The sequence below is a fragment of the Pseudomonas sp. Tul2A7 genome, from assembly GCF_054790505.1.
This window is the reverse complement of sequence record NZ_CP186499.1, coordinates 3,054,528-3,078,540: the sequence shown is the minus strand read 5'-3', so window position 1 is coordinate 3,078,540 and position 24,013 is coordinate 3,054,528. Positions and strand designations below refer to the sequence as shown.

At 58.7% G+C, this 24,013-nt stretch carries 25 protein-coding genes and 4 tRNA genes; 14 read left to right on the top strand and 15 right to left on the bottom strand.

What is annotated here, in order from left to right:
- Window positions 1-2: 2 nt before the first annotated feature.
- Window positions 3-359 (bottom strand): BON domain-containing protein, encoded by a 357-nt coding sequence (locus tag ACOYXJ_RS13925; RefSeq protein ID WP_095121779.1) that lies wholly within the window; start codon window positions 357-359, stop codon window positions 3-5.
- A 297-nt stretch (window positions 360-656) separates the two neighbouring features.
- The gene (locus tag ACOYXJ_RS13920) at window positions 657-1,088 is read right to left on the bottom strand and encodes a pilin (RefSeq protein ID WP_007909907.1); all 432 of its coding nucleotides are present in this window, start codon (window positions 1,086-1,088) and stop codon (window positions 657-659) included.
- Window positions 1,089-1,313: 225 nt separating this feature from the next.
- Between ACOYXJ_RS13920 and pilB the strand changes: the two genes are divergently transcribed.
- From pilB to yacG, 5 genes are read left to right on the top strand one after another with little or no spacing between them, the layout of a single operon-like run.
- Window positions 1,314-3,014 carry a type IV-A pilus assembly ATPase PilB gene (pilB, locus tag ACOYXJ_RS13915; protein ID WP_460369978.1) on the top strand — a complete coding sequence of 567 codons (1,701 nt, stop codon included), beginning with the start codon at window positions 1,314-1,316 and terminating at the stop codon, window positions 3,012-3,014.
- Between the two features lie 2 nt (window positions 3,015-3,016).
- Window positions 3,017-4,234, top strand: a complete 1,218-nt coding sequence (locus tag ACOYXJ_RS13910; RefSeq protein ID WP_102900514.1) for a type II secretion system F family protein — start codon at window positions 3,017-3,019, stop codon at window positions 4,232-4,234.
- A 1-nt stretch (window position 4,235) separates the two neighbouring features.
- Entirely contained in the window at window positions 4,236-5,108 is an 873-nt protein-coding gene (locus ACOYXJ_RS13905; RefSeq protein ID WP_150794038.1) for a prepilin peptidase, read from the top strand.
- The gene (gene coaE, locus ACOYXJ_RS13900; protein WP_095121774.1) at window positions 5,105-5,728 is read left to right on the top strand and encodes a dephospho-CoA kinase; all 624 of its coding nucleotides are present in this window, start codon (window positions 5,105-5,107) and stop codon (window positions 5,726-5,728) included. Before ACOYXJ_RS13905 ends, coaE begins: the two co-directional genes overlap by 4 nt.
- Window positions 5,725-5,925: a DNA gyrase inhibitor YacG gene (gene yacG, locus ACOYXJ_RS13895; protein ID WP_007959585.1), complete on the top strand. Its 201-nt coding sequence runs from the start codon at window positions 5,725-5,727 to the stop codon at window positions 5,923-5,925. The genes coaE and yacG overlap by 4 nt, the downstream gene beginning before the upstream one ends.
- A 6-nt stretch (window positions 5,926-5,931) precedes the next feature.
- Here the strand turns inward: yacG and ACOYXJ_RS13890 are convergent, their stop codons facing one another.
- From ACOYXJ_RS13890 to ACOYXJ_RS13880, 3 genes are all read right to left on the bottom strand, one after another.
- Entirely contained in the window at window positions 5,932-6,147 is a 216-nt protein-coding gene (locus ACOYXJ_RS13890) for a hypothetical protein (RefSeq protein WP_007909901.1), read from the bottom strand.
- A 65-nt stretch (window positions 6,148-6,212) separates the two neighbouring features.
- Window positions 6,213-6,902: an energy-coupling factor ABC transporter permease gene (locus ACOYXJ_RS13885; RefSeq protein WP_150794037.1), complete on the bottom strand. Its 690-nt coding sequence runs from the start codon at window positions 6,900-6,902 to the stop codon at window positions 6,213-6,215.
- Complete coding sequence (locus ACOYXJ_RS13880) at window positions 6,899-7,366, bottom strand: FAD/FMN-containing dehydrogenase (protein WP_460369974.1); 468 nt, start codon at window positions 7,364-7,366, stop codon at window positions 6,899-6,901. Before ACOYXJ_RS13880 ends, ACOYXJ_RS13885 begins: the two co-directional genes overlap by 4 nt.
- A gap of 130 nt (window positions 7,367-7,496) precedes the next feature.
- On the opposite strand from ACOYXJ_RS13880, the gene ACOYXJ_RS13875 reads away from it, so the two are divergent.
- From ACOYXJ_RS13875 to ACOYXJ_RS13855, 5 genes are all read left to right on the top strand, one after another.
- The gene (locus ACOYXJ_RS13875; RefSeq protein ID WP_007909887.1) at window positions 7,497-8,123 is read left to right on the top strand and encodes a DUF1780 domain-containing protein; all 627 of its coding nucleotides are present in this window, start codon (window positions 7,497-7,499) and stop codon (window positions 8,121-8,123) included.
- Entirely contained in the window at window positions 8,120-8,647 is a 528-nt protein-coding gene (locus ACOYXJ_RS13870) for an MOSC domain-containing protein (RefSeq protein WP_095121770.1), read from the top strand. Before ACOYXJ_RS13875 ends, ACOYXJ_RS13870 begins: the two co-directional genes overlap by 4 nt.
- Before the next feature lie 51 nt (window positions 8,648-8,698).
- On the top strand, window positions 8,699-8,872 hold the full coding sequence (locus ACOYXJ_RS13865; protein ID WP_007909875.1) for a DUF3094 domain-containing protein: 174 nt from the start codon (window positions 8,699-8,701) through the stop codon (window positions 8,870-8,872).
- Between the two features lie 63 nt (window positions 8,873-8,935).
- Window positions 8,936-10,234 (top strand): NAD(P)/FAD-dependent oxidoreductase, encoded by a 1,299-nt coding sequence (locus tag ACOYXJ_RS13860; protein WP_150794034.1) that lies wholly within the window; start codon window positions 8,936-8,938, stop codon window positions 10,232-10,234.
- Window positions 10,235-10,515: 281 nt separating this feature from the next.
- Entirely contained in the window at window positions 10,516-10,923 is a 408-nt protein-coding gene (locus ACOYXJ_RS13855; protein ID WP_016986236.1) for an HvfA family oxazolone/thioamide-modified RiPP metallophore, read from the top strand.
- A 63-nt stretch (window positions 10,924-10,986) separates the two neighbouring features.
- Here the strand turns inward: ACOYXJ_RS13855 and ACOYXJ_RS13850 are convergent, their stop codons facing one another.
- From ACOYXJ_RS13850 to rluD, 8 genes are all read right to left on the bottom strand, one after another.
- Window positions 10,987-12,612, bottom strand: coding sequence for a methyl-accepting chemotaxis protein (locus ACOYXJ_RS13850; RefSeq protein WP_460369970.1), 1,626 nt, complete (start codon window positions 12,610-12,612; stop codon window positions 10,987-10,989).
- Window positions 12,613-12,776: 164 nt separating this feature from the next.
- Window positions 12,777-12,853: transfer RNA gene (locus ACOYXJ_RS13845), tRNA-Pro, on the bottom strand.
- A 97-nt stretch (window positions 12,854-12,950) separates the two neighbouring features.
- Window positions 12,951-13,026 (bottom strand) — tRNA-Lys (locus tag ACOYXJ_RS13840).
- Between the two features lie 5 nt (window positions 13,027-13,031).
- A tRNA-Pro gene (locus ACOYXJ_RS13835) sits at window positions 13,032-13,108 on the bottom strand.
- 9 nt (window positions 13,109-13,117) lie between these two features.
- Window positions 13,118-13,193 (bottom strand) — tRNA-Asn (locus ACOYXJ_RS13830).
- Window positions 13,194-13,490: 297 nt separating this feature from the next.
- Window positions 13,491-16,055, bottom strand: a complete 2,565-nt coding sequence (gene clpB / locus ACOYXJ_RS13825) for an ATP-dependent chaperone ClpB (RefSeq protein ID WP_460369968.1) — start codon at window positions 16,053-16,055, stop codon at window positions 13,491-13,493.
- A gap of 130 nt (window positions 16,056-16,185) precedes the next feature.
- Window positions 16,186-16,908, bottom strand: coding sequence for a peptidoglycan editing factor PgeF (pgeF, locus tag ACOYXJ_RS13820; protein ID WP_460369966.1), 723 nt, complete (start codon window positions 16,906-16,908; stop codon window positions 16,186-16,188).
- Window positions 16,905-17,867 carry a 23S rRNA pseudouridine(1911/1915/1917) synthase RluD gene (gene rluD / locus ACOYXJ_RS13815; RefSeq protein WP_016986220.1) on the bottom strand — a complete coding sequence of 321 codons (963 nt, stop codon included), beginning with the start codon at window positions 17,865-17,867 and terminating at the stop codon, window positions 16,905-16,907. The genes pgeF and rluD overlap by 4 nt, the downstream gene beginning before the upstream one ends.
- 151 nt (window positions 17,868-18,018) lie before the next feature.
- Here rluD and ACOYXJ_RS13810 point away from each other — a divergent pair, with 151 nt between their 5' ends.
- From ACOYXJ_RS13810 to ACOYXJ_RS13795, 4 genes are all read left to right on the top strand, one after another.
- On the top strand, window positions 18,019-19,035 hold the full coding sequence (locus tag ACOYXJ_RS13810) for an outer membrane protein assembly factor BamD (RefSeq protein ID WP_460369964.1): 1,017 nt from the start codon (window positions 18,019-18,021) through the stop codon (window positions 19,033-19,035).
- Between the two features lie 126 nt (window positions 19,036-19,161).
- Window positions 19,162-19,404, top strand: a complete 243-nt coding sequence (locus tag ACOYXJ_RS13805; protein ID WP_038361669.1) for a PP0621 family protein — start codon at window positions 19,162-19,164, stop codon at window positions 19,402-19,404.
- On the top strand, window positions 19,394-20,983 hold the full coding sequence (locus tag ACOYXJ_RS13800) for an ATP-binding protein (RefSeq protein WP_150794064.1): 1,590 nt from the start codon (window positions 19,394-19,396) through the stop codon (window positions 20,981-20,983). The genes ACOYXJ_RS13805 and ACOYXJ_RS13800 overlap by 11 nt, the downstream gene beginning before the upstream one ends.
- Entirely contained in the window at window positions 20,980-22,326 is a 1,347-nt protein-coding gene (locus tag ACOYXJ_RS13795) for a sigma-54-dependent transcriptional regulator (protein ID WP_460369962.1), read from the top strand. The genes ACOYXJ_RS13800 and ACOYXJ_RS13795 overlap by 4 nt, the downstream gene beginning before the upstream one ends.
- Window positions 22,327-22,441: 115 nt before the next feature.
- Here ACOYXJ_RS13795 and thiO read toward each other — a convergent pair whose 3' ends face one another.
- Together thiO and ACOYXJ_RS13785 are read right to left on the bottom strand one after the other, a co-directional pair.
- Window positions 22,442-23,542, bottom strand: a complete 1,101-nt coding sequence (gene thiO / locus ACOYXJ_RS13790; RefSeq protein ID WP_460369960.1) for a glycine oxidase ThiO — start codon at window positions 23,540-23,542, stop codon at window positions 22,442-22,444.
- A gap of 57 nt (window positions 23,543-23,599) precedes the next feature.
- Window positions 23,600-24,001: a type IV pilin protein gene (locus ACOYXJ_RS13785; RefSeq protein ID WP_460369958.1), complete on the bottom strand. Its 402-nt coding sequence runs from the start codon at window positions 23,999-24,001 to the stop codon at window positions 23,600-23,602.
- Window positions 24,002-24,013 lie beyond the last annotated feature (12 nt).

The window sequence follows — 24,013 nt, the reverse complement described above, 5'->3', positions numbered from 1 at the left end:
CCTTACTCGGCTTTCAGGCCGTCAGCGGAGACCGCTTTGACGCCTTTGATTTTCTTGGCGATCGCTACAGCAACGTCTTTCTGCGATTCAGTTACAGCAGTAGTCGACGACAGCGATACAACGCCTTTGTTGGTTTCTACTTTGATGTCAGTACCAGGAATGCCTTTTTCGGTAACCAGGTCAGCTTTGACTTTGGTGGTGATCCAAGTATCGGAAGTATCTTGTTTCATCTCGGTGACTTCACCGGCAGCCAGAGTCATTGGAGCCTGGGTAGCCTGAGTGGATTGTGCGAATGCACCGGAAGCCATGGTCAGGGTCAGCGCGGTAGCAGCAGCGGCAGTGATAGCGAACTTCTTCATACGAGTAACTCCTGTTTTTCTGGAAAGTCTGCTGGTTGTCTTGTCAGCAGGGTTACCAAGGTAGTTGCGAACGCTGTGCCAACTTTTGAAAATCAATATTTTCTTTATAAATCAACAACTTATGAATTACCGAAATTTTCGAAATCATGCAATTTGCATGACCTTCGAATTATCGACATGCAAGTTACGGTTTTTTGGAAAGTTCCTAAGACGCTGAAATTATTGAAGCTTTTGTGAACGGCTGCGCAATGAAAAATGCCCCGCACTGCGGGGCATTCTGTTCAGCACACATTCAACTTATGTACCGCTGGCGGTGCAGCCTTTTGGCGAATAGTCCGGCGCCACAGTGGTGCCGCAAGTCCAGACGCCAGCACCGGTGCCCGATGAACGGGTCAAGGTGATGGTTTTGTCCAGAACAGGGCCAGGAGCGTTCTTGATTGTGCAGACAATGGTGCCGGCCCCGGTCGAAGCGGTGCCCGATGCGGTCACGGCGCAATTTGACGTTGTGACGGTGGCACTACCGGCCACCAGTGTCAGCGTCGGATCGGTACCTTGGTTGATGGTGTCTTCGAACGGCACTTTCATCGCACTGATCTCCGCCAGCCCCGCCGTTACCTTCGACCGCGCCTGATACTTGGAATACTGCGGCAAGGCGATGGTCGCCAGAATCCCGATGATCGCCACCACGATCAGCAGTTCGATCAGAGTAAAACCTTGTTGTTTTTTCATAGACACGCTCCATGCATGAGTCGAAATCTCATGATCTGCAAGGGAAGCAGCATAGGCCATGCCAACGCCTCCAAGCCCCGCCCGTTGGGCGCGAACCCTCTACAACGCCATTTCCTACAGCCCGTAACCGCACTATCTGACACTTTTTGTCACCTGCACCCGCCGTGTTTGGCGCTGTCACTTGACTAGGCTATAAGTCATGAACTGCAAGCGTGCGGAATCCCCATGAATGACATCGCTCTGAGCGGTCTGGCCAAGCAACTGGTACAGGCCGAGTTGCTGACAGAAAAAAGTGCCCATCAAGCCTGGCAACAGGCTCAGCGCAATCGCCTGTCGCTGGTCAGCTATCTGGTGCAGAACAAACTGGTCAAGAGCTGGCAGGTAGCCGAGATCGCCAGCGAGCATTTCGGCATGGCGTTCGTTGATCTAAATTGCCTCGACAAGGAAACCCAGCCCAAAGGCCTGGTCAGCGAAAAACTGGTGCGTCAGCATCACGCTCTGCCTCTGTGGCGGCGAGGTAACAAGCTATTCGTAGGCATTTCCGACCCGAGCAATCATCAAGCAATCAACGACATCCAGTTCAGTACGGGGCTGAGCACCGAAGCCATTCTGGTCGAGGACGACAAGCTCACCGATGCCATCGAAAAATTTTTCGACACCCACACCAGTGGCCTGGAAGACATGGCCGATGTCGATCTCGACGGCCTCGATGTCGAATCCATCGACGACAGCAAGCAAGACACGATTGGCGGACTCGACGCCGACGATGCGCCGGTGGTGCGTTTTGTTCACAAGATGTTGCTCGATGCGATCAAAAGCGGTTCTTCCGATTTGCACTTCGAGCCCTACGAGAAGAACTACCGGGTACGAGTGCGCACCGACGGCATGCTGCGCGAGGTGGCCAAACCGCCGATTCAACTGGCCGGGCGGATCGCCGCACGTTTGAAAGTCATGGCCAGTCTCGATATTTCGGAGCGGCGCAAGCCGCAGGACGGGCGGATCAAGATGCGCCTGTCGAAGAGCAAGTCGATCGATTTCCGGGTCAACACCCTGCCGACGCTGTGGGGGGAAAAAGTGGTGATCCGGATCCTCGATCCGTCCAGCGCACAGATCGGCATCGACGCGCTTGGTTACGAACCCGCGCAGAAAGAACTGTACATGGCCGCGCTCAAGCAGCCCCAAGGCATGATTCTGGTCACTGGCCCCACCGGCTCGGGGAAAACCGTGTCGCTGTACACCGGCCTGAATATCCTCAATACCGTCGACATCAATATCTCCACCGCCGAGGACCCGGTGGAGATCAATATGGAAGGCATCAACCAGGTCAACGTCAACCCCAAACAGGGCCTCGATTTTGCCCAAGCGCTGCGCTCGTTTCTGCGCCAGGACCCGGACGTGATCATGGTTGGCGAGATCCGCGATCTGGAAACCGCCGAGATCGCGATCAAGGCTGCGCAGACCGGCCACCTGGTGCTCTCGACCCTGCACACCAACAGCGCTGCGGAAACCCTGACCCGTCTGCACAACATGGGCATCCCCGGCTTCAACATCGCCACCTCGGTCAGCCTGATCATCGCTCAGCGCCTGGCGCGAAAACTGTGCAGCCACTGCAAGAGGCCCATCGAGATCCCACGCGAAACCTTGATCAAGGAAGGTTTCCCCGAGGAACGCATCGGCCATTTCACGATCTACGAGCCGGTCGGTTGCGATCACTGCAACGGCGGTTACAAGGGACGCGTGGGGATTTATGAAGTGGTGAAAAACACACCGGAGTTGCAACGCTTGATCATGGCCGAAGGCAACTCGCTGGAAATCGACATCCAAATGCGCCGCGACGGCTTCGACGATCTGCGCACATCTGGGTTGCACAAGGCCATGCAAGGCATCACCAGCCTTGAAGAAATCAATCGGGTCACCAAGGACTGAACATGGCGGTCAAGGCAGCGAAAATCAGTATCTACGCCTGGGAAGGTACGGACAGGAAAGGCAGCAAAGTCACCGGTGAGCTGAGCGGACAAAACCCGGCGCTGATCAAGGCACAACTGCGTAAACAGGGGATCAATCCCGGCAAGGTGCGCAAAAAATCCGCGTCGTTGTTGAGTTTCGGCAAACGCATCAAGGCCCAGGACATCGCGCTGTTCACCCGGCAGATGGCGACCATGATGAAGGCCGGTGTACCGCTGCTGCAGTCGTTCGACATCATCGGCGAAGGCTTTGAAAACCCGGCCATGCGCAAGCTGGTCGACGAGGTAAAACAGGAAGTCGCCGCCGGTAACAGCTTTGCCAACGCCCTGCGCAAAAAGCCGCAGTACTTCGACGAGTTGTATTGCAACCTTGTCGATGCTGGTGAGCAGTCCGGCGCCCTTGATACCTTGCTGGAACGTGTTGCGACGTATAAGGAAAAGAGCGAGGCCCTCAAGGCCAAAATCAAGAAAGCCATGACCTATCCCGCCGCCGTGGTGCTGGTGGCGGCAGTGGTGACCGGGATCCTGCTGGTAAAAGTGGTGCCGCAGTTTCAGTCGGTGTTCTCGGGTTTCGGCGCCGAATTACCGGCCTTCACCCTGATGGTGATCAGCCTTTCGGAGTTCATGCAGCAATGGTGGTGGGCGATTCTCGGCGCGCTGGTCGCGGCGATTTTCGGCACCCGCCATGCGTTGAAAACCTCTCAGGCGTTACGTGATCGCAAGGACACCTGGCTGTTGAAGCTGCCATTGGTGGGCACGCTGATGTACAAGTCAGCGGTCGCCCGTTTCGCCCGAACCCTTTCCACTACATTTGCTGCTGGTGTGCCATTGGTGGAAGCGCTCGACTCGGTGGCCGGCGCCACCGGCAACGTGGTGTTCAAGCGCGCCGTGCTGCGGATTCGTCAGGATGTCTCCACCGGCATGCAGCTTAACTTTTCGATGCGCAGCACCGGAGTCTTTCCCAACATGGCCGTGCAGATGACCGCTATCGGCGAGGAATCGGGTGCGCTGGATGAAATGCTCGACAAGGTTGCAGGCTTTTACGAGGAAGAAGTGGATAACATGGTCGACAACCTCACCAGCCTTATGGAGCCATTCATCATGGTGGTGCTGGGGGTGATCGTCGGCGGTCTGGTCGTAGCCATGTACCTGCCGATTTTCCAACTCGGCTCAGCGATCTGACATGCCTATCGACGAACTGTTTGCCCTGTATCCGCTGGCCTTTGTCTTCACCGCCCTGCTGCTCGGTCTGGTGGTCGGCAGCTTTCTCAACGTGCTGATCTGGCGTCTGCCGAAAATGCTCGAACGTGACTGGCGCCAGCAGGCCCACGACGTGCTCGGTTTGCCCGGCGAGACGCCTCAGCCCACCTACAATTTGATGCTGCCGCACTCCGAATGCCCACATTGCGCCCATCGGATCCGCCCGTGGGAAAACATTCCCCTGCTCAGTTATCTGTGGCTGCGCGGGCGCTGTTCGGCGTGCGCAGCGCCGATCAGCAAACGTTATCCGCTGACCGAACTGGCCTGTGGGTTGCTCTCGGCCTTCATCGCCTGGCACTTCGGTTTCGGTTGGCCGGCGTGCCTGCTGATCGTCCTCACCTGGGGTTTGCTGGCGATGAGTCTGATCGACACCGAACATCAACTGCTGCCCGATGTGCTGGTGCTGCCGCTGCTGTGGCTGGGGTTGATCGTCAACAGCTTCGGCCTGTTCGTGCCGTTGCACGATGCGCTGTGGGGCGCAGTGGCCGGTTACATGGCGTTGTGGTCGGTGTTCTGGCTGTTCAAACTGCTGACCGGCAAGGACGGCATCGGTCACGGGGATTTCAAGTTGCTGGCGCTGCTCGGCGCGTGGGGCGGCTGGCAGATTCTACCGCTGACCATCCTTCTGTCATCGCTGGTGGGCGCCATTATCGGGGTGGTTTTACTGCGCTTGCGCAATGAGAAAACATCCACGCCGATCCCCTTCGGCCCCTGGCTGGCAATTGCCGGCTGGATTGCCTTGCTCTGGGGTGGTCAAATAACCGACTTCTATTGGCAGTTTGTCGGTTTGAAATGAATACCCCTGTGGAAAAACCCTGGATTCTCGGCCTCACCGGCGGCATCGGCAGCGGCAAAAGCGCGGCGGCCCAGCACTTCATTGATCTGGGTATCCACGTGGTGGATGCCGATCACGCGGCGCGCTGGGTGGTTGAGCCGGGCCGTCCCGCCCTGGCAAAGATTGCCGAGCACTTCGGCCCCGGCGTATTGCAGGCCGATGGCACACTGGACCGCGCCGCCCTGCGCAAACTGATCTTCGAAGTACCGGAGCAACGCCGCTGGCTCGAAGCCCTGCTGCATCCGTTGATCGCCGAGGAAATCGCTCATCATCTGGCGCTGGCAAAATCGCCTTACGCGATTCTGGTTTCGCCGCTGTTGATCGAATCCGGGCAATACGCGATGACCCAGCGCATCCTGGTGATCGACGCCCCGCAACAATTGCAGATCGAACGCACCTTGCAGCGTGACCAGACCAGCGAACAGCAGGTTCAAGCGATCCTCAAGGCTCAGTCGAGCCGCGAAGACCGTGTGAGCCGTGCCGACGACGTGGTGGTCAATGACCGCGACCTCGCCTGGTTGCACAGCGAAGTCGAGCGTCTGCATCACTTTTACCTGACTTTATCCGGAGGCCAAGCATGAGCCAGATCCCCACCGTTGAATGCCCGACCTGCGGCGCCCCCGTGGAATTCACCCCCGAAAACAAGTTTCGGCCGTTCTGTTCCGATCGCTGCAAACTGATCGACCTCGGCGCCTGGGCGTCGGAAGAACACAAGATTCCGGTCGCTCCGGATGCCGAGGACGAACTGTTTTCCGGCGATTTCGATCCGCGCCACTGATCCCGATCAGGGCCGCATAAAGCCGTAGTCCTGATCGTCGTCGAGGTTTTCCGCGAGAAAGCGCAACTCGTCGGCCAGGTCTTCGGCGTTGCGCACAGCCTTGCTCTGCTGCACCACCGCACTGAGCAAGGCACGCAAACTCAACCCCGGGTCAAAGCCCACCTCCTGCGCCATGTCCAGACTCTGCCGGGTCTCCTGTCTTGCCCACTCGTAAACGCTCATGCCGCTGCTCCTGAAGGGATTTGCGCGAGCATGAAATTTCCCGCGCGTGGCGGGTTTGATGTGGATCAAGACTTCGGGTCGTCGTCCTTCCACGGCGCCGAGAGGTAGCGCGTGCGGTTGAAGGTTTCCAGCCATTCCGGGCTGAATACCACCAGCGCACTGATGATCATGCCGTTGATGAACGCTTCGGGGAAAATGATCAGCCACACGTAACCGATAAAGTCTTCCAGCCATTCCGGCATGGCGAATAGGCCGTCGTACCACAGCAGCGTCAGACTGAGGATCAGGCACAACAAGGCCGACAACGCGGCGGCAAAGAATCCGGAACAGAAAATGTACACAAACGGATTGCGCGGTTGAGCACGCTCGACGAGGATTGCCACGCACTCGGTGACCAGCACCGGCAGCAAAATGAACAAAGCACCATTGACCCCCATCGCCGCGAGATCCTGACGCCCGAGCAGCACCAGGCCGATTTGCGCCACCAGCCCGCCGACGATCGCCAGCGGCCAGTCCAGCAACAGCGTTACCGCCGTCATGCCGAGGAAGTGATACGACACGCCCGTGTCGAAATCCCTGCGCATCAACCACAACAGAAACAACGCAAACACGGTGCCGAACAGCAGATGCTGACGCCGGCTGTCGCTGAACAACTCGACCCACGGCGCCCGTACGATCGCCCAGAGCAGCACCGGCAGATAAATCAGCCAGCCCAGCAGCAGACTTTCATTTGCCAGCACCTCGACGCCGATCATGGGCGCGCCTTCTCCAGTGCCTCGCGCAGTTCGCTCGCGTTGGCGTACTCACGTTGCGAGAGCAATCGACCGTCCTTCAATTGCAACCACAACACCTGGCCTTCTGCGCCGGGATAGCGCGACGCGACCCGGCCTTCTCGATCAAGCATGACCCGGTAGTGGTAGTCGCGCATGGCCGGTACGGCAAACATTCTGGCAATCAGCGCTGGCATGCGCTGGATATCGGCAACGAATACCGCGTGGCGCGCCTCCAGATAGCCCTTGGGCTGATCCTTCAACGCTTCTTTGATCAGCTTGGCGCCGTCCATATCGCGCGCCACCAGCAACGTGGTGGTGCTGTTGTCGAGGGTGAAGGGCTGCTCGTACTGGTCGAGCAACGTCCAGGGAGCCAGACGCTCGCCGGGTTCGAGTGCATGGGCAAACAGCGGAAGAACAGCAAACAGCAGCAGCCAGCGAAATTTCACGATGAGTCCTCACGGTTTGGCGTAAATAGTCGATTGCCATGAGTCTACACCGCCCTTCTCCACTGCCCACTGATGCACTTTGCCGCGTAACGCTTTCTGCTTGTCGCATTTGAACGCTAAGCTTGGGCCTATGGATGACTCAGATTATTTACGCCTGCTGACCATCGCGGCCGAGCAAGCCAACGCCTTTCTGTCCAATGCCCGCAAATGGGAGCGTGAGCGTTGGGTCTGCCAACGCCTGCTGCAAGGCTTGAATATTCCCTACCGCGCCGACGAATTCGCGCCGGCCGGCGAACCGCCGGATGTGCTGTTTCGCGACGCCAATTTCGAGGTGTTCTTCGTGCTCGACGAGGGGCGCCGACTCAACGACGAATGGCGCGATGAACTGCAGCGACGACGCAGCGCCTTCTCTCTCAGCCAACTGGTGCGCCGTGAGGCCAAGCCCAAGCGCATTCCGGCCAATGAATTCCTGCTGCGACTGGCACCGACCTTGCGCAAGAAGGCGCACAACTACAAGGAACGCGGTATGGATCTGGGCGAATTGGATATCATCGCCTTCGCCAGTCTTAAACGTGAGGTGCTGGATCTGAACAGCCATTTCCCCCCGCCCACTGAATATCTGCGCCAAGGCTGGCGCTCGCTGTCCCTCGTCGGCCCGACCTTCGCCCGTGTGCTGTTCGCTCACCCGGACGCACCGGACTTCCTGCGTAGCAACCTCGGTCGCAGCATTGTTTTTGATGTGGGAATCAGCCTGTGACGCCGCTGCAGCAATTGATTGCCGATGTGCCACAGACTGGGTGTGTGCGCTGGATCGGCGTGCGTCCGGAATCCCGTGGGCCGATGATCGAACTCGATGCCGTGGAAGCTCGACTTGAAGCTGGACTGACCGGCGATCACGCCCGCCCCGGTGTGCGCAACGCACGGCAGGTGACCCTGATCCAGTGGGAACACCTCGCGGTAATCAGCGCATTGATGGGCCGACCGCACGATCAACCAGTCAGGCCTGAAGATCTGCGGCGCAATCTCGTTATCAGCGGTATCAATTTGTTTAGCCTCAAGGGTCGGCGCTTTCGCATCGGTCAGGCAATATTCGAAACCACGGGCTGGTGTCAGCCCTGCGCACGGCTGCAGAACAACCTCGGCCCGGGCACCTTTCAAGCGGTGCGCGGGCATGGCGGAATTACCGCGCGGGTGTTACAAAGCGGGATCATTCGCCTCGAAGACCGTGTAAGCGTCGAGCCGGTTCCGGACAGCGGCTATGCTGCGTTCAACCCCGGATAAAAACCGCTGTAGCTTCTGCCCATTCAGCAACGTCTACCTGACGAGGCAAATATGACCAGCCGCCTGAACCCCGAAGACCAGAAACATGTCGAAGAGTACCTGCAACTGTCCCAACACCGAGTCGAGCGCCGGCCTTTCCGGCCGTGGATGCTCCTCGTGCTGGTGCTGGCAGTGACCATTGGTCTGGGCCTGTTGAGCCGATTTATCAGTTACCTGACGCTATGAGCAGCCTCGCGCTCGCTTGGGTAACCGCACCGATTTCCTTTAAAAACCTTGCGAGTTATCCCCATGTCCCATCGTATTGTTATTGTCGGCGGCGGCGCCGGCGGTCTGGAGTTGGCTACCCGTCTGGGTAAGACTCTGGGCAAGCGCGGCACGGCCAGTGTGATGCTGGTCGACGCCAACCTGACGCACATCTGGAAACCGCTGTTGCACGAAGTGGCTGCCGGATCGCTGAACTCCTCCGAAGACGAACTCAACTATGTTGCCCAGGCAAAATGGAACCACTTCGAGTTCCAGCTAGGGCGCATGAGCGGGCTCGATCGTGCGCAGAAGAAAATTCAACTGGCGGCGACCTACGACGAAAACGGCGTAGAACTGGTGCCTGCACGTGAAGTGCAATACGACTCGCTGGTAATCAGCGTCGGCAGCACCACCAACGATTTTGGCACTCAGGGCGCGGCGCAGCACTGCCTGTTCCTCGACACCCGCAAGCAAGCCGAGCGCTTCCATCAGCAATTGCTGAATCACTATCTGCGTGCACATGCCGGGCAAACCGATGTGGTCGAGCAGATCAGCGTGGCCATCGTCGGTGCCGGTGCGACCGGTGTCGAGCTTGCGGCAGAGCTGCATAACGCTGCGCATGAGTTGGCCGCTTATGGTCTGGACCGGATCAAACCGGAAAACATGCACATCACCCTGATCGAAGCCGGGCCACGGGTGTTGCCTGCCCTGCCGGAGCGCATCAGCGGGCCGGTGCACAAGACCCTGGAAAAACTCGGGGTCAATGTGATGACCAACGCTTCGGTCAGCGAAGTGACCGCCGACAGCCTGATCACCGCCGACGGCAACGAGATCAAGGCCAGCCTGAAAGTCTGGGCGGCGGGCATTCGCGCACCGGGTTTCCTCAAGGACATCGACGGCCTGGAAACCAACCGCATCAATCAGCTGCAAGTGTTGCCGACCCTGCAAACCACCCGTGACGAGAACATCTTCGCCTTTGGCGATTGCGCCGCGTGCCCGCAACCGGGCACCGATCGCAACGTGCCGCCCCGGGCGCAAGCCGCGCACCAACAGGCCTCGCTGCTGGCCAAGTCGCTGAAATTGCGCATCGAAGGCAAGGCCCTGCCGGAGTACAAGTACACCGACTACGGCTCGCTGATCTCGCTGTCGCGTTTTTCGGCTGTGGGTAACTTGATGGGCAACCTGACCGGCAGCGTGATGCTCGAAGGCTGGCTGGCGCGGATGTTTTACGTGTCGCTGTATCGCATGCACCAGATGGCGCTGTATGGGCCGTTCCGCACGGCGATGCTGATGCTGGGCAGCAAGATCGGCCGTGGCACTGAACCGCGTCTGAAACTGCACTAAAAAACCTTGTAGGAGTGAGCCTGCTCGCGATAGCGGTGTGTCAAACGACAACGATGCTGTCTGATACACCGCTATCGCGAGCAGGCTCACTCCTACATTTGATTTGTGATTCTGTCTCGTAATGTATCTGCGTCCGTAATATCTAACCTTCGCTTACAAACTCCCCGCCTGGCGACACAGTCGCGATACACCGCCACCGCCTAATGGCCACACCCGAGCAACACCTGCTCAGGCTTGCGTCTTTAACGTGTGGTTGCGTTTTGCAGCCCAGGAGAATCCAAATGTCCCGTACTTCGACCCTCGGTAAAAAATCCATTGGCCTGATCGGCGCCGCACTGGCTGGCGGTCTGATGTTGTCCGGTTCGGTGTTTGCCGCTCAACCACTGGCGCAGGGGTACATGGTCGCCTCGGCGGAAACCTCGGTGAAAGCGCCGGAAGGCAAATGCGGTGAAGGCAAATGTGGCGATGCTTCGATGGCCAAGACTGACAGCGATGGTGACGGCAAGGTCTCCCGCGCTGAATTCCTCAAAGTCGCGCCAAAGTCCGACTTCGACAAGATCGACACCAACCATGATGGTTTCATCGACGAGCAGGAGGCCTACAACAACGTGAAGGCCAACTTTGAAGCCAATGGCAAGAAGATGCCGAAAGGCCTGTTCGAACACCTGAAAGACCAAGACGGCGCCTGATCAGCGGAAAAAACCAAGCCGCGCTTCTCCTGAGAGAAACGCGGCTTTTTCATGTCTGCCGTTTTACAACTGGAAGCGCCGCACCATGCCCTGCAAGGCGTTGGCCAGTTGCGACAACTCATGGCTGGAGGCACTGGTCTGGTTAGCGCCAGCGGCAGAACGTACTGACAAATCACGGATATTCACCAGGTTGCGATCAACTTCCCGCGCGACTTGCGCTTGTTCTTCCGCAGCGCTGGCAATGACCAGATTGCGCTCATGGATCTCATGCACCGACGCGGTAATGGTTTGCAGCGCCTCACCGGCACGCTCAGCCAACGCCAGCGTGGTCGTCGCCCGCGCCGTGCTGGCCTGCATCGAATCCAGCGCCAGGCTCGAACCGCTGCGCATGCCCTGGACCATCTGCTCGATCTCCTGCGTCGATTGCTGCGTGCGATAAGCCAGCGCCCGCACTTCATCAGCGACTACGGCAAAGCCTCGGCCGCTCTCACCGGCCCGCGCCGCTTCAATCGCCGCGTTGAGCGCCAGCAGGTTGGTCTGCTCGGCAATCGCCCGAATCACGTCCAGCACTTTGCCGATGTCCTGCGACTGGTTGGCCAGTGATTGCACCAACTCACCGGTCTGTTGCACATCGCTGGCCAGAGCATTGATGGCCGTGGCGGTCTCACTGACCCGCACCTGGCCCAGATGCGCCGACTCGCTGGATTGACGGGTCGCGTCAGACGTCGACACCGCATTGCGTGCGACCTCTTCCACTGCGGCCGTCATCTGATTAACAGCCGTCGCAGCCTGTTCGATTTCGTTGTTCTGTTGTTGCAAACCCTGTGTGCTGTCGAGTGTCACTGCATTGAGTTCATCAGCAGCGGTCGCCAGTTGCGTGGCCGAACCGCTGATGCCTTTCAGCGTCTCACGCAGGTTCTGCTGCATGGTCGCCAGAGCCTTGAGCAAGCGACTGACTTCATCGTTGCCATGGGTTTCGATTGGCCGGGTCAGATCGCCCTGCGCGACACTTTCTGCGGCGCTCACGGCACTGCTCAGCGGACGAACGATACTGCGCGTGAGCATCATCGCCAGTGCCACCGTGGCCAGCGCGGCCAAAGCAATGAACAAGCTGACGATCGTGCGCGAGTTTTCGTAGTGAGCAGCGGACTTCTGACTTTCAGCCGCGACCTGTTTGGCAAACAGGTCCGCCAGGTCGTTGAGTTGCTTTCCGGAGCCATCGACGACGGTTTTCATGTCGACCAGCAACAATTTGGTCAGCTCATCACGCTTGCCTTGCTCGGCGAGGGCGAAGGATTGGGCGATGCCACTGCGATACGCGGCGAAGGTCTTTTTGAACTGGTCGTATAGCTGCTGGCCTTCCGGGGTGTTGACCAGTTTGTCGTAAGCGGCGATTTTCTCGCTCAGTTCCTTGTCGCGGGTGTCCATCTGGCTGCGGTAGGTGGCGATATTGTTCGTGTCCTGATCCAGCGCCATGCGCAACGAGATGGTGCGGATACGCAGCATGATCTCGCGAATCTCGTCGCCGCCACGAATGCTCGGCAGCCACTGATTTTCCACCGCGACTTCACTGTCGCGAATGCTCGACATCTGCCCCAGCGCAAAAACGCCGAGCAAGGCCACCAACACCGCGATCAGGGCGAACCCCAGAGCCGCCCGGGGAGCAATATTCAACTGACGAAGCAACATGACGAACGCCCTTATTCTTGTATTGGCCAGATTCAAGGGGCGAAGCCATGGCAGTCCCCTCGTGTTAGCGGGCTATCGGCAGGTTGTATGATGACTTGAAGGGGAAATGAGTTTTTGTCGGACAAAAAAAATCCCCGTATCTTTCGATACGAGGATTTTTAATATGGTCGGGGTAAGGGGATTCGAACTCCTGACATCCTGCTCCCAAAGCAGGCGCGCTACCGGACTGCGCTATACCCCGGTAAAAAAAAGGCGACCTTTCAAAGATCGCCTTCTTCGATCAGCGCTTTTGGCCTCTGATCTTAAGATTCGATCCCAGCGTTAACTGGTTTCAAAAATGGTGGGTCGTGTGGGATTCGAACCTACGACCAATTGGTTAAAAGCCAACTGCTCTACCAACTGAGCTAACGACCCAAAAATGGTCGGGGTAAGGGGATTCGAACTCCTGACATCCTGCTCCCAAAGCAGGCGCGCTACCGGACTGCGCTATACCCCGGTTTGAAATTGGCTCCGTGACCAGGACTCGAACCTGGGACCCAATGATTAACAGTCATTTGCTCTACCGACTGAGCTATCACGGAACTACATATTTCAATTTACAACGGTGAAACTTACTGCATCTAGTCACTCGTTCGCATCGCTGCGTTCGTGTGTCTGAGGCGCGCTATTCTACAACCTAGAACACCTCTGTCAACCCCCTAAATTGCTTTCAAGTTAATGATTTGCAACTTATTTCAGATTTCAACTCAGTGAGCTGAGACCGTCTTGGCGACTGACTGCGGGGCGCACTTTACAAGCCTTTTCCTTTGAGTTCAACAGCCTAACGAAAAAAAAGGCCCCACAATGTGGGGCCCTCCTTTTTTCATTGGCGTTTGGACTCAGTTGAAAACGATTTCGTCGTTCTCGACCTTGCCGGTCGCCGTTTCGCCTGGCATGAAGTGACCCGAGAGGATTAGCTGTGCCAACGGGTTTTCGATCCAGCGCTGAATCGCCCGTTTCAAAGGACGTGCGCCATACACCGGGTCGTAACCCACCGCGATCAGCTTGTCCATCGCTTCCGGGCTGAGCTCCAGCTTCAGCTCGCGCTCGGCCAGACGGCTGCGCAGACGGCCCAACTGGATCTCGGTAATGCCCGCGATCTGATCCCGCGCCAAAGGCTCGAAGATCACCACCTCGTCGACCCGGTTGATGAACTCCGGACGGAAGTGCGACGTCAGCGCATCCATGACTGCAGCACGCTGAGCCTCGCGATCACCGACCAGCTCCTGAATCTGCACAGAGCCGAGGTTCGAGGTCATGACGATCACGGTATTGCGGAAGTCCACCGTGCGGCCATGGCTGTCGGTCAGGCGACCATCCTCAAGCACTTGCAGCAAGATGTTGAACACATCCGGGTGCGCCTTCTCGACTTCGTCCAGCAGGATCACCGAATAAGGCTTGCGACGCACGGCCTCGGTCAGGTAACCGCCTTCTTCGTAACCGACGTATCCCGGTGGCGCACCGATCAAGCGAGCCACGGAATGTTTCTCCATGAACTCGGACATGTCGATCCGCACCATCGCCTCTTCCGTATCAAAGAGGAATTCAGCCAGCGCCTTGCACAGCTCGGTTTTACCGACACCGGTCGGGCCGAGGAACATGAACGAGCCGCTCGGACGATTCGGATCGGACAACCCGGCACGTGAACGTCGTACCGCATTGGCCACGGCGACCACGGCTTCTTCCTGACCAATCACCCGTTTGTGCAACAGGCTTTCCATTTTCATCAGCTTGTCGCGCTCGCCTTCGAGCATTTTCGACACCGGAATGCCGGTCCACTTCGACACAACTTCGGCAATCTCTTCCTCAGTCACCTTGCTGCGCAGCAACTGGTTCTCGCTCTTGCCGTGCTGATCGACCATTTGCAGGCTGCGTTCCAGATCAGGGATTACCCCATACTGCAATTCAGCCATACGGTTGAGGTCGCCTTTACGGCGTGCCGCTTCCAGTTCCTGGCGCGACTGCTCGATCTTCTGCTGAATCTGCGCAGAACCCTGCACCTCGGCTTTTTCCGAGTTCCAGATTTCTTCCAGATCGGAATACTCGCGTTCCAGTCGGACGATTTCTTCCTGGAGTTTCTCCAGACGTTTCATCGCCGCTTCGTCGCTTTCCTTCTTCAGCGCCTGAGATTCTACCTTCAACTGAATCAGGCGACGCTCCAGACGATCGAGCACTTCCGGCTTGGAGTCGATTTCCATGCGGATGCGGCTAGCCGCCTCGTCGATCAGGTCGATGGCCTTGTCCGGCAGCTGCCGGTCAGTGATGTAGCGATGGCTGAGCTTGGCCGCGGCGATGATCGCGCCGTCGGTGATCGCCACCTTGTGGTGAACCTCGTAACGCTCCTTGAGGCCGCGCAGGATGGCGATGGTGTCTTCTTCGCTCGGCTCATCCACCAGCACTTTCTGGAAGCGTCGCTCGAGCGCCGCGTCCTTCTCTATATATTGGCGGTACTCGTTCAGCGTGGTCGCGCCGACGCAATGCAACTCGCCGCGCGCCAGTGCTGGCTTGAGCATGTTGCCGGCGTCCATCGAGCCTTCGCCTTTACCGGCGCCGACCATGGTGTGCAGTTCGTCGATGAACAGAATGATCTGCCCTTCCTGCTTCGACAGTTCGTTGAGCAGCGATTTCAGGCGTTCTTCGAACTCACCGCGATACTTGGCACCGGCAATCAGCGCGCCCATGTCCAGCGAGAGCAAACGCTTGCCTTTAAGGCCGTCTGGCACTTCGCCGTTGATGATGCGTTGGGCCAGACCTTCGGCAATCGCGGTTTTACCCACGCCAGGTTCGCCGATCAGCACCGGGTTGTTCTTGGTGCGGCGTTGCAGAACCTGAATGGTGCGACGGATTTCGTCGTCACGACCGATCACCGGATCAAGCTTGCCGTCTTCGGCGCGCTTGGTCAGGTCGACGGTGTATTTATCCAACGCCTGCCGCGACTCCTCGTGATTGGCGTCGTTTACCGCTTCGCCGCCACGCAGGTTGTTGATCGCGTTTTCCAGGGCTTTCTTGCTCACGCCCTGACCGAGCAGCAACTTGCCGAGCTTGCTGTTCTCGTCCATCGCCGCAAGTAGCACCAATTCGCTGGAAATGAACTGGTCGCCCTTCTGCTGGGCCAGACGGTCAGCCTGATTGAGCAGGCGCGCCAGATCCTGCGACATGTTGACGTCACCGGTCGGGTTCTGGATTTTCGGTAATTGATCGAGCTCTTTGGTCAGCTCTTTGCGCAAGCTGTTGACGTCGAAGCCCACCTGCATCAGCAGAGGTTTGATAGAACCACCCTGCTGTTCAAGCATGGCTTGCATCAAGTGCGCCGGCTCAATCGCCGGATGATCGTGGCCGACAGCCAACGACTGGGCGTCGGACAAGGCCAACTGTAATTTGCTGGTTAAACGGTCTATTCGCATAAGTCACCTTCCTTTTGAGCAGGCCGGACCTAAAAACCATCCTGAATAAAGAAACCTGCCAGATACCACTGTAGATGCGGTCGATTCTGGGAGATTCAAGCGTCAGAGGGTTGATTCAGGTCAGGCAAGTCTAGCGGGTGAGCCAGATAAGGGAGGCAAAGCGACCGGTGCGTGACGCACGGCGATAAGAGAAGAAGCGTGGATCGGTCACGGTGCAGAAACCGCCGCCATAAACATCGGTAACACCACGTTCAGCCAGACGCAGGCGCGCCAGCTTATAAATGTCAGCCATGAACTTGCCGGCGTTGTCGCTCGGCACGAAGGCTTCTGCCGCTGCGGGCAATTGATTGATGAAGACTTCCCGCACTTCCGGGCCGACTTCAAAGGCTTGCGGGCCAATGGCCGGACCGAGCCAGACCAGCACCTCTCCCGCCGGAACATCGAGACTGTCGAGCGTCGCTTCCAGCACGCCCGCCGCCAGACCACGCCAACCGGCATGGGCCGCTGCCACACGCGTGCCGGCACGATCGCAGAACAATGCCGGCAGACAATCCGCCGTCATCGCCGTGCAGGCAATTCCGGGGGTTGTCGTCCAACTGGCATCTGCAGTCGCGACAATGCCCGGATCAGCATGAGCCACGGCAATCCCGTGCACTTGCTGCAACCAGGCAGGCTGTATAGAGAAGTGTTCAGTCAGGCGCCGACGGTTTTCGGCAACGGCCTCTGGACGATCATCGACATGATCGCCCAGATTGAGGCTATCGAACGGCGCCTCGCTGACGCCACCCTCGCGACTGGTGACGCAGGCTTTGACGCTGGCCGGCGCAGGCCAGTCCGGCGTCAGCCAGTTCATCCGACGAATGCCTCGCGATCCTGCTTGAGCAGGGTCAGCAGCCAGACGAAATCTTCCGGCAGCGGCGATTCCCAGCTCATGCGTTCACCGGTCGTCGGATGATCCAGCTCAAGGAAGCGCGCGTGCAGGGCCTGGCGCGGGAAGTGCTTGAGCGATTCAACCATCGTCGGGTTCGCGGCTGGCGGAATGCGGAAACGGCCGCCATACGCCGGATCGCCGACCAACGGGAAGTTGATGTGCGACATGTGTACGCGAATCTGGTGAGTACGACCGGTTTCCAGCTTCACCCGTACGTGGGTGTGCGAGCGGAAGCGCTCCAGCACGCGGTAGTGGCTGACGGCAGGCTTGCCGCCTTCCATCACCGCCATGCGCTGACGCTGCTGGCCGTGACGACCGATCGGGGCGTTGATCTTGCCCCCGGCGGTCACGACACCGATCACGATGCACTCATAGATGCGGCTGACACTGCGACTCTGCAACTGAGTAACCAGTTTGGTCTGCGCCTGAATGGTCTTGGCCACCACCATCAGACCGGTGGTGTCCTTGTCCAGACGATGCACGATGCCGGCACGCGGGACATTGATGATGTCCGGCACGTGGTGCAGCAAGGCGTTAAGCAAGGTGCCATCGGCGTGACCGGCAGCCGGGTGCACCACCAGGCCCGCAGGCTTGTTGATCACCAGAATGTCGTCGTCTTCATAGACGATGTCGAGCTCGATGTCCTGGGCGATCCATTCGCCCTGGGCTTCCTGCTCGGCAGTCAACTCAAGGATGGCACCGCCATGCACGATGTCGCGAGGGCGGATGACCGCCCCGTCCACAGTCAGGCGACCCTCTTTGATCCAGGCGGAAAGGCGCGAGCGAGAGTGCTCAGCGAAGAGTTGGGCAGCGACTTGATCGAGGCGTTGGCCGCCCAATTCGGACGGCACCTCTGCGCGAAGTTCAATTTTATCGGACATGCTCTGACTGTGCGTCGGCACAGCTTTTGGTTTCGGCTGCGCGCTTGTGGTTAAATACGGCGTCTTTTGCCCCGAGGCTTTTCAACGGGGCGCTCATCATAACAGGACGGCCCCGCCCAAGACAGCGGCCGTCATAGGGACGCAAGCCGCCATGCAAGTGAAACACCTGCTGCTGATCGCCATCCTCGCATTGACCGCTGCTTGCTCATCGAAGGAAGTCGTAGACGAAAACCTCAGCGAAGCCGAGCTGTATCAGCAGGCTCAGACTGACCTGGGCAACAACAGCTACACCAGCGCCACAGCCAAGCTGAAGGCTCTGGAGTCGCGTTATCCGTTCGGTCGCTACGCCGATCAGGCACAGCTGGAGCTGATCTACGCCAACTATAAGAACGCCGAGCCGGAAGCTGCAAAATCCGCTGCCGAGCGTTTCATTCGTTTGCATCCGCAGCACCCCAACGTGGATTACGCGTACTACCTGAAAGGTCTGACTTCTTTCGACCAGGACGTCGGCCTGCTGGCGCGCTTCCTGCCGCTGGACATGACCAAGCGTGACCCGGGCGCCGCGCGCGACTCGTACAACGAGTTCGCCCAGCTGACCAGCCGCTACCCGAACAGCCGCTACGCGCCGGACGCCAAGCAGCGCATGATCTACCTGCGCAATCTGCTGGCGGCCTACGAAATCCACGTGGCCGACTACTACCTGACCCGTCAGGCTTATGTAGCCGCTGCCAACCGTGGCCGTTATGTAGTGGAAAACTTCCAGGAAACCCCATCGGTCGGCGACGGCCTGGCGGTGATGACTGAGGCTTACCAGCGTCTGCACCTGGACGAACTGGCCAACACCAGCCTGGAAACCCTGAAGCTCAACTACCCGAACCACCCGAGCCTGCAGGACGGTCAGTTCGTGCCACGGGTTGCCGAAGCCGACAACCGCTCGTTCCTGAGCAAGGCGACTCTGGGTCTGATCGAGTCGCGTCCACCGCTGCCGCCGGGCGAAACCCGCGCCAACCAGGACGTGCAGAAGCAGTTCCAGGACGCGAAAGACGCGATCCCGAACGAGCTCAAGCCTAAAGACGAAAACGGCGACGTGATCGAAGAGCCAGAGCCTGAGTCGAGCAACACCGACCGCTCGTGGTTCAGCTACATGACTTTCGGCGTGTTCGACTGATCACACTGACGGTACAGAAAAGGGAGATCTGCGGATCTCCCTTTTTCATGCCCGCGCTTTATTAGGCTGTGCGCTTGTCAGGTCCTTGGCTAAACTGCCGGATCATCAGTCAAAAAGCCGCTCATCATGCTTCGTTTATTGTTCTGGATCGTCGTGATTTTCGCCGCGATATGGTTGTGGCGTAAATTCAAGGCGCCTGCCGCGTCCAATCAATCCAATCGCGCCCCTCGCGAACAGGACGCGCCACCGATGGTGCGCTGCGCCCATTGCGGCGTGCATCTACCGCGCGACCGCGCGCTAAGCGTGCAACAACAGTGGTATTGCAGCCAGGCTCACCTTGAGCAAGGCCCGGGTGCCAGTGATCGCTGAGGCCACCAGCGCCGACAGCAAACAGGCGCAGCGCCTGCTGCGCCTTTATCATCTTTACCGTTTAAGCGTCGGCATCACCCTGGTGCTGCTGATCTCCAGCAACATGGACAACCGCCTGCTGACGTCAGCCAACGACGAATTGCTGCGCGGTGGCAGCTGGCTGTATCTGATCCTCAACATTCTGTTGGTGGTGTTCCTTGAGAACACCCGACGGCCAGCGCAACTGTTCAGTCTGGCCCTCGTTGATGTCCTGCTTTTATGCGCTTTGTTCTTTGCGGCGGGCGGCGTCGGCAGCGCGCTGGGCAATTTGCTGATTGTCTCGGTGGCGATCAGCAACACCCTGCTACGGCGGCGCATCGGGCTGTTGATCGCCGCCATCGGTGCGCTGGGCATCGTCGGTTCGAGTTTCCTGCTGAGTTTCAACCATCCGCTGAATGCCAATGAATACCTGCAAGCCGGCACCCTCGGTGCGCTGTGTTTTGCCGCGTCGTTGCTGGTGCAGGGGTTGATCCGCCGCCTCGAAGTCAGCGAAACCCTTGCCGAGCAGCGTGCCAGTGAAGTGGTCGGCCTCGAAGCCCTCAACGCGCTGATCCTGCAACGCATGCGCACCGGTATTCTGGTGCTCGATGAGGAGCGGCGGGTGCAATTGGCCAACCACAGCGCGCAATCCCTGCTCGCGCAATCTCATCTTCAGGGGCATCTGATCGATGACTATTCGACGGCGCTGGTCGATCGCCTGCAACTGTGGATGAACAACCCGACCTTGCGCCCGCAGAGCCTGAAAATCCCCGGCAATGGCCTGGAGCTGCAACCGAGTTTCATTGCCCTTGAACAGAGCCCCAACCAGCAAACCCTGGTGTTTCTCGAAGACCTGGCGCAAATCGCCCAGCAAGCGCAGCAACTGAAACTTGCCGCACTCGGCCGCTTGACCGCCGGCATCGCCCACGAGATCCGCAATCCGCTCGGTGCCATCAGTCACGCCGCGCAGCTATTGGCTGAATCCGAGGAACTCGATAGCGCCGATCGGCGTCTGACGCAGATTATTCAAGATCACTCCCAGCGCATGAACCGAGTCATCGAAAACGTCCTGCAACTGTCCCGCCGCCAGCAGAGCGCGCCACAACGGCTGGATCTCAAGCCGTGGCTGGAAAACTTCGTCGCCGAAAGCCGTGAACAAGCCAGCGAGCGCCAGCAGATTCATCTGCGGATCAATTCAGGGGACTTCACCACGCTGATGGACCCCAATCAGCTCACGCAGATTCTCGACAATCTGTTACGCAATGGCTGGCGCCACAGCGCCATGCTGCATGATCAAGCCGAAGTCTGGCTGGCCCTGTTTAGTGATCCCGACAGCCAATTGGCGGTCCTCGAAGTGCAGGACAACGGCCCCGGCGTACCACCCGATGAACAGACACATCTGTTCGAACCGTTCTTCACCACCAGCAGCCAGGGCACCGGCCTTGGGCTTTATCTGTCCCGTGAGCTGTGCGAAAGCAACCAAGCGCGCCTAGACTTTCAATCACGCCAAGGCGGCGGCTGCTTTCGCATCACCTTTGCTCACGGACGGAAACAAAGTTGAATACGAGCCCACGGCAAAAAATCCTCATCGTCGACGACGAACCGGATATCCGCGAACTCCTGGAAATCACCCTGGGACGGATGAAACTCGACACCTACAGCGCGCGCAATCTGGCTGAAGCGCAGGCACTGCTGAACCGCGAGAGCTTCGACCTGTGCCTGACAGACATGCGCTTGCCCGACGGTACGGGGCTGGAGCTGGTGCAGAATATTCAGCAACGTTATCCACAACTGCCGGTGGCGATGATTACGGCCTATGGCAGCCTGGAAACGGCAATCAACGCCTTGAAAGCCGGTGCCTTCGACTTCCTCACCAAACCGGTGGACCTTACCCGCTTGCGCGAACTGGTCGGCACGGCCCTGCGCATGCCTGCGGCGGGAGGCAGCTTTACCTCCATAGATCGACGCTTGCTCGGCGATTCACCGCCGATGCGCAATCTGCGCAAGCAAATCGACAAACTCGCTCGCAGTCAGGCGCCGGTGTACATCAGTGGCGAATCGGGCAGTGGCAAGGAACTGGTTGCGCGCCTGATTCATGAACAGGGGCCACGCGCCGGCCAGCCGTTCGTGCCGGTGAACTGTGGAGCAATCCCCTCGGAACTGATGGAAAGCGAGTTTTTCGGCCATCGCAAAGGCAGTTTCACTGGCGCGGTCGAAGACAAGCCCGGGTTGTTTCAGGCCGCCAATGGCGGCACGTTGTTTCTTGATGAAGTGGCGGACTTGCCGTTGTCGATGCAAGTAAAACTGCTGCGGGCGATTCAGGAAAAAGCCGTGCGCAGTGTCGGCGGTCAGCAGGAAAGCGTGGTCGATGTGCGGATTCTTTGCGCCACCCACAAGGATCTCGATGCCGAAGTCGCGGCCGAGCGTTTTCGTCAGGACCTGTATTACCGCTTGAACGTGATCGAATTGCGCGTGCCGCCCTTGCGCGAGCGCCGTGATGACATTGAAGTGCTTGCGGCCAACATGCTCAAGCGCCTGGCCAAGGATACCGGCCAACCGGCAGCACGCTTGCATCCGCAGGCGTTGGAAGCGCTGAAGAATTACCGGTTTCCGGGGAATGTGCGGGAGTTGGAGAACGTTCTCGAACGGGCGCACACCTTGTGTGAAAACCGCACGATCGAGGCGCAGGATTTGCGTCTGAGTGAAGGAAACTGCGCAGCGGATGGCGGGATTGCCGATCTGACCCAGATCGACAATCTGGAAGATTATCTGGAGAACGTCGAGCGGAAGCTGATCTTGCAGGCGCTGGAAGAAACACGCTGGAATCGTACGGCGGCGGCGCAGCGGTTGAGTCTTTCGTTTCGGTCAATGCGCTATCGGCTGAAGAAACTCGGTCTGGATTGAGGGCCCCTTCGCGAGCAGGCTCGCTCCAACATTGGATTTTGTGATCGACAAAGATCAACTGTGGGAGCGAGCCCGCTCGCGAAAGCGGTCTGCCAGGCTACAGAGAAATATCAGACTAAATGCGGCCTTCCGGCGCATACGGCGTCGGATCAATAATCGGCGCCCTTCCCAGCATCACATCAGCAAACAACTGACACGACGCCGGCGCCAGCACCAGCCCATTGCGGTAGTGCCCGCAGTTCAACCACAACCCGGCAACCCCCGGCACCCGGCCAATGTAGGGAATCCCCTCCGGCGAGCCCGGACGCAACCCCGCCCAGTGCCCGACTACCTCGGCATCCGCCAGCGCCGGTAACAACTCCACCGCCGAAGCCTTGAGACTTTCCAGTGCAACGTCGGTCGGGGTCTTGTCGTAGCCTTCGTGCTCCAGCGTGCTGCCGATCAGGATATGCCCGTCGCGACGCGGAATCGCGTAACGGCCCTTGGCCAATACCATGCTAGGCAGGAAATCCGCCGCACACTTGTAGAGAATCATCTGGCCTTTGACTGGCTCGACCGGCAGCGCCAGGTCCAGCGTCTTGAGCAGATCACCGCTCCACGCCCCAGCAGTCAGCACGACCTGATCACCGTTGATCACACCCTTCGACGTCTCGACGCCAACAACCTGCTCACCCTCGCGGACAAACCCGCTGACTTCGCATTGTTCGTGAATGGTCACGTTCGGCAGTGCCTGCAACGCCGCTTTCAGTGACTTGACCAAGCGCGGATTGCGCACGTTGGCGACATCCGCCATGTAGATCGCCCGGGAGAAACCACCACCGAGCACTGGCACCGCATCATGCGCCGCCGAGATATCCACAGCCCGCAACGGGCGATTTTCCCGCTTGGCCCAGGCCAGCGCTTCGGCTTCATCGTCCAGATCCAGCCAGTACAGGCCGGTGGTGTGCACTTCAGGATCAACGCCAGTGTCGGCAAACAAACGCTCGCCGAGCTGTGGATAAAAATCCTGCGACCAATGCGCCAGCGCGGTAACCGCCGGGCTATAGCGCCACGGATACAGCGGCGAAACGATACCGCCGCCCGCCCAGGACGATTCCTGGCCGAGGCTCGAACGATCGAGCAGCACCACACTACGCACTTCGGAGGCGAGGTTGTAGGCGTTCAACAGGCCAATCACCCCGCCACCGACAATCACCACTTGCTGTTGCCTGGTCATGTTTGATCCAACCGTAAAAAAGACAGTGGGCGCAAAAGGCACCCGAAAGAAAGCGCCTCAGCGGCCCCAGCAATCCTTGGTGGTCAGCCCGGTGGTCGCGTTGTTCATGCTGCGAACACCGGTGTTGCTCAGGGTGAAATCCCCGCACTTGTCGGTGGCCATGGAGGTACCCGTTTTGCGGGTAGCGGTCAGCAGGAAGGTCTGGTCAGCGATGGTCGGGGTTAGGGTGTAGAAATCATTGCCCGTGCTGAGTCCGGAGATACCGGTGTAGACATTGTTCTTGGTGTAGAAGCGTTCGAGGCTCTGCGCCTGCTCCGAGAGCAGCGACACCACTTCGGCGCGGCGGCCCTTTTTCAGGTACTCGGTATAGCTCGGTGCGGCGATGGTGATGACGATCCCGATGATCGCAATCACGATCATGATTTCGATCAGGGTGAAGCCTCGGTTGAATCTGCGCATGCCTCAAACTCT

Coding starts and splice junctions, on each gene's coding strand:
- thiO (WP_460369960.1), bottom strand. CDS start 23,542: ATGACCAGGCAACAGCAAGTGGTGATTGTCGGTGGCGGGGTGATTGGC.
- ACOYXJ_RS13905 (WP_150794038.1), top strand. CDS start 4,236: ATGCCTATCGACGAACTGTTTGCCCTGTATCCGCTGGCCTTTGTCTTC.
- ACOYXJ_RS13885 (WP_150794037.1), bottom strand. CDS start 6,902: ATGATCGGCGTCGAGGTGCTGGCAAATGAAAGTCTGCTGCTGGGCTGG.
- pilB (WP_460369978.1), top strand. CDS start 1,314: ATGAATGACATCGCTCTGAGCGGTCTGGCCAAGCAACTGGTACAGGCC.
- ACOYXJ_RS13850 (WP_460369970.1), bottom strand. CDS start 12,612: ATGTTGCTTCGTCAGTTGAATATTGCTCCCCGGGCGGCTCTGGGGTTC.
- clpB (WP_460369968.1), bottom strand. CDS start 16,055: ATGCGAATAGACCGTTTAACCAGCAAATTACAGTTGGCCTTGTCCGAC.
- rluD (WP_016986220.1), bottom strand. CDS start 17,867: ATGTCCGATAAAATTGAACTTCGCGCAGAGGTGCCGTCCGAATTGGGC.
- ACOYXJ_RS13890 (WP_007909901.1), bottom strand. CDS start 6,147: ATGAGCGTTTACGAGTGGGCAAGACAGGAGACCCGGCAGAGTCTGGAC.
- ACOYXJ_RS13860 (WP_150794034.1), top strand. CDS start 8,936: ATGTCCCATCGTATTGTTATTGTCGGCGGCGGCGCCGGCGGTCTGGAG.
- pgeF (WP_460369966.1), bottom strand. CDS start 16,908: ATGAACTGGCTGACGCCGGACTGGCCTGCGCCGGCCAGCGTCAAAGCC.
- coaE (WP_095121774.1), top strand. CDS start 5,105: ATGAATACCCCTGTGGAAAAACCCTGGATTCTCGGCCTCACCGGCGGC.
- ACOYXJ_RS13805 (WP_038361669.1), top strand. CDS start 19,162: ATGCTTCGTTTATTGTTCTGGATCGTCGTGATTTTCGCCGCGATATGG.
- ACOYXJ_RS13925 (WP_095121779.1), bottom strand. CDS start 359: ATGAAGAAGTTCGCTATCACTGCCGCTGCTGCTACCGCGCTGACCCTG.
- ACOYXJ_RS13785 (WP_460369958.1), bottom strand. CDS start 24,001: ATGCGCAGATTCAACCGAGGCTTCACCCTGATCGAAATCATGATCGTG.
- ACOYXJ_RS13875 (WP_007909887.1), top strand. CDS start 7,497: ATGGATGACTCAGATTATTTACGCCTGCTGACCATCGCGGCCGAGCAA.
- ACOYXJ_RS13920 (WP_007909907.1), bottom strand. CDS start 1,088: ATGAAAAAACAACAAGGTTTTACTCTGATCGAACTGCTGATCGTGGTG.
- ACOYXJ_RS13910 (WP_102900514.1), top strand. CDS start 3,017: ATGGCGGTCAAGGCAGCGAAAATCAGTATCTACGCCTGGGAAGGTACG.
- ACOYXJ_RS13810 (WP_460369964.1), top strand. CDS start 18,019: ATGCAAGTGAAACACCTGCTGCTGATCGCCATCCTCGCATTGACCGCT.
- ACOYXJ_RS13865 (WP_007909875.1), top strand. CDS start 8,699: ATGACCAGCCGCCTGAACCCCGAAGACCAGAAACATGTCGAAGAGTAC.
- ACOYXJ_RS13855 (WP_016986236.1), top strand. CDS start 10,516: ATGTCCCGTACTTCGACCCTCGGTAAAAAATCCATTGGCCTGATCGGC.
- yacG (WP_007959585.1), top strand. CDS start 5,725: ATGAGCCAGATCCCCACCGTTGAATGCCCGACCTGCGGCGCCCCCGTG.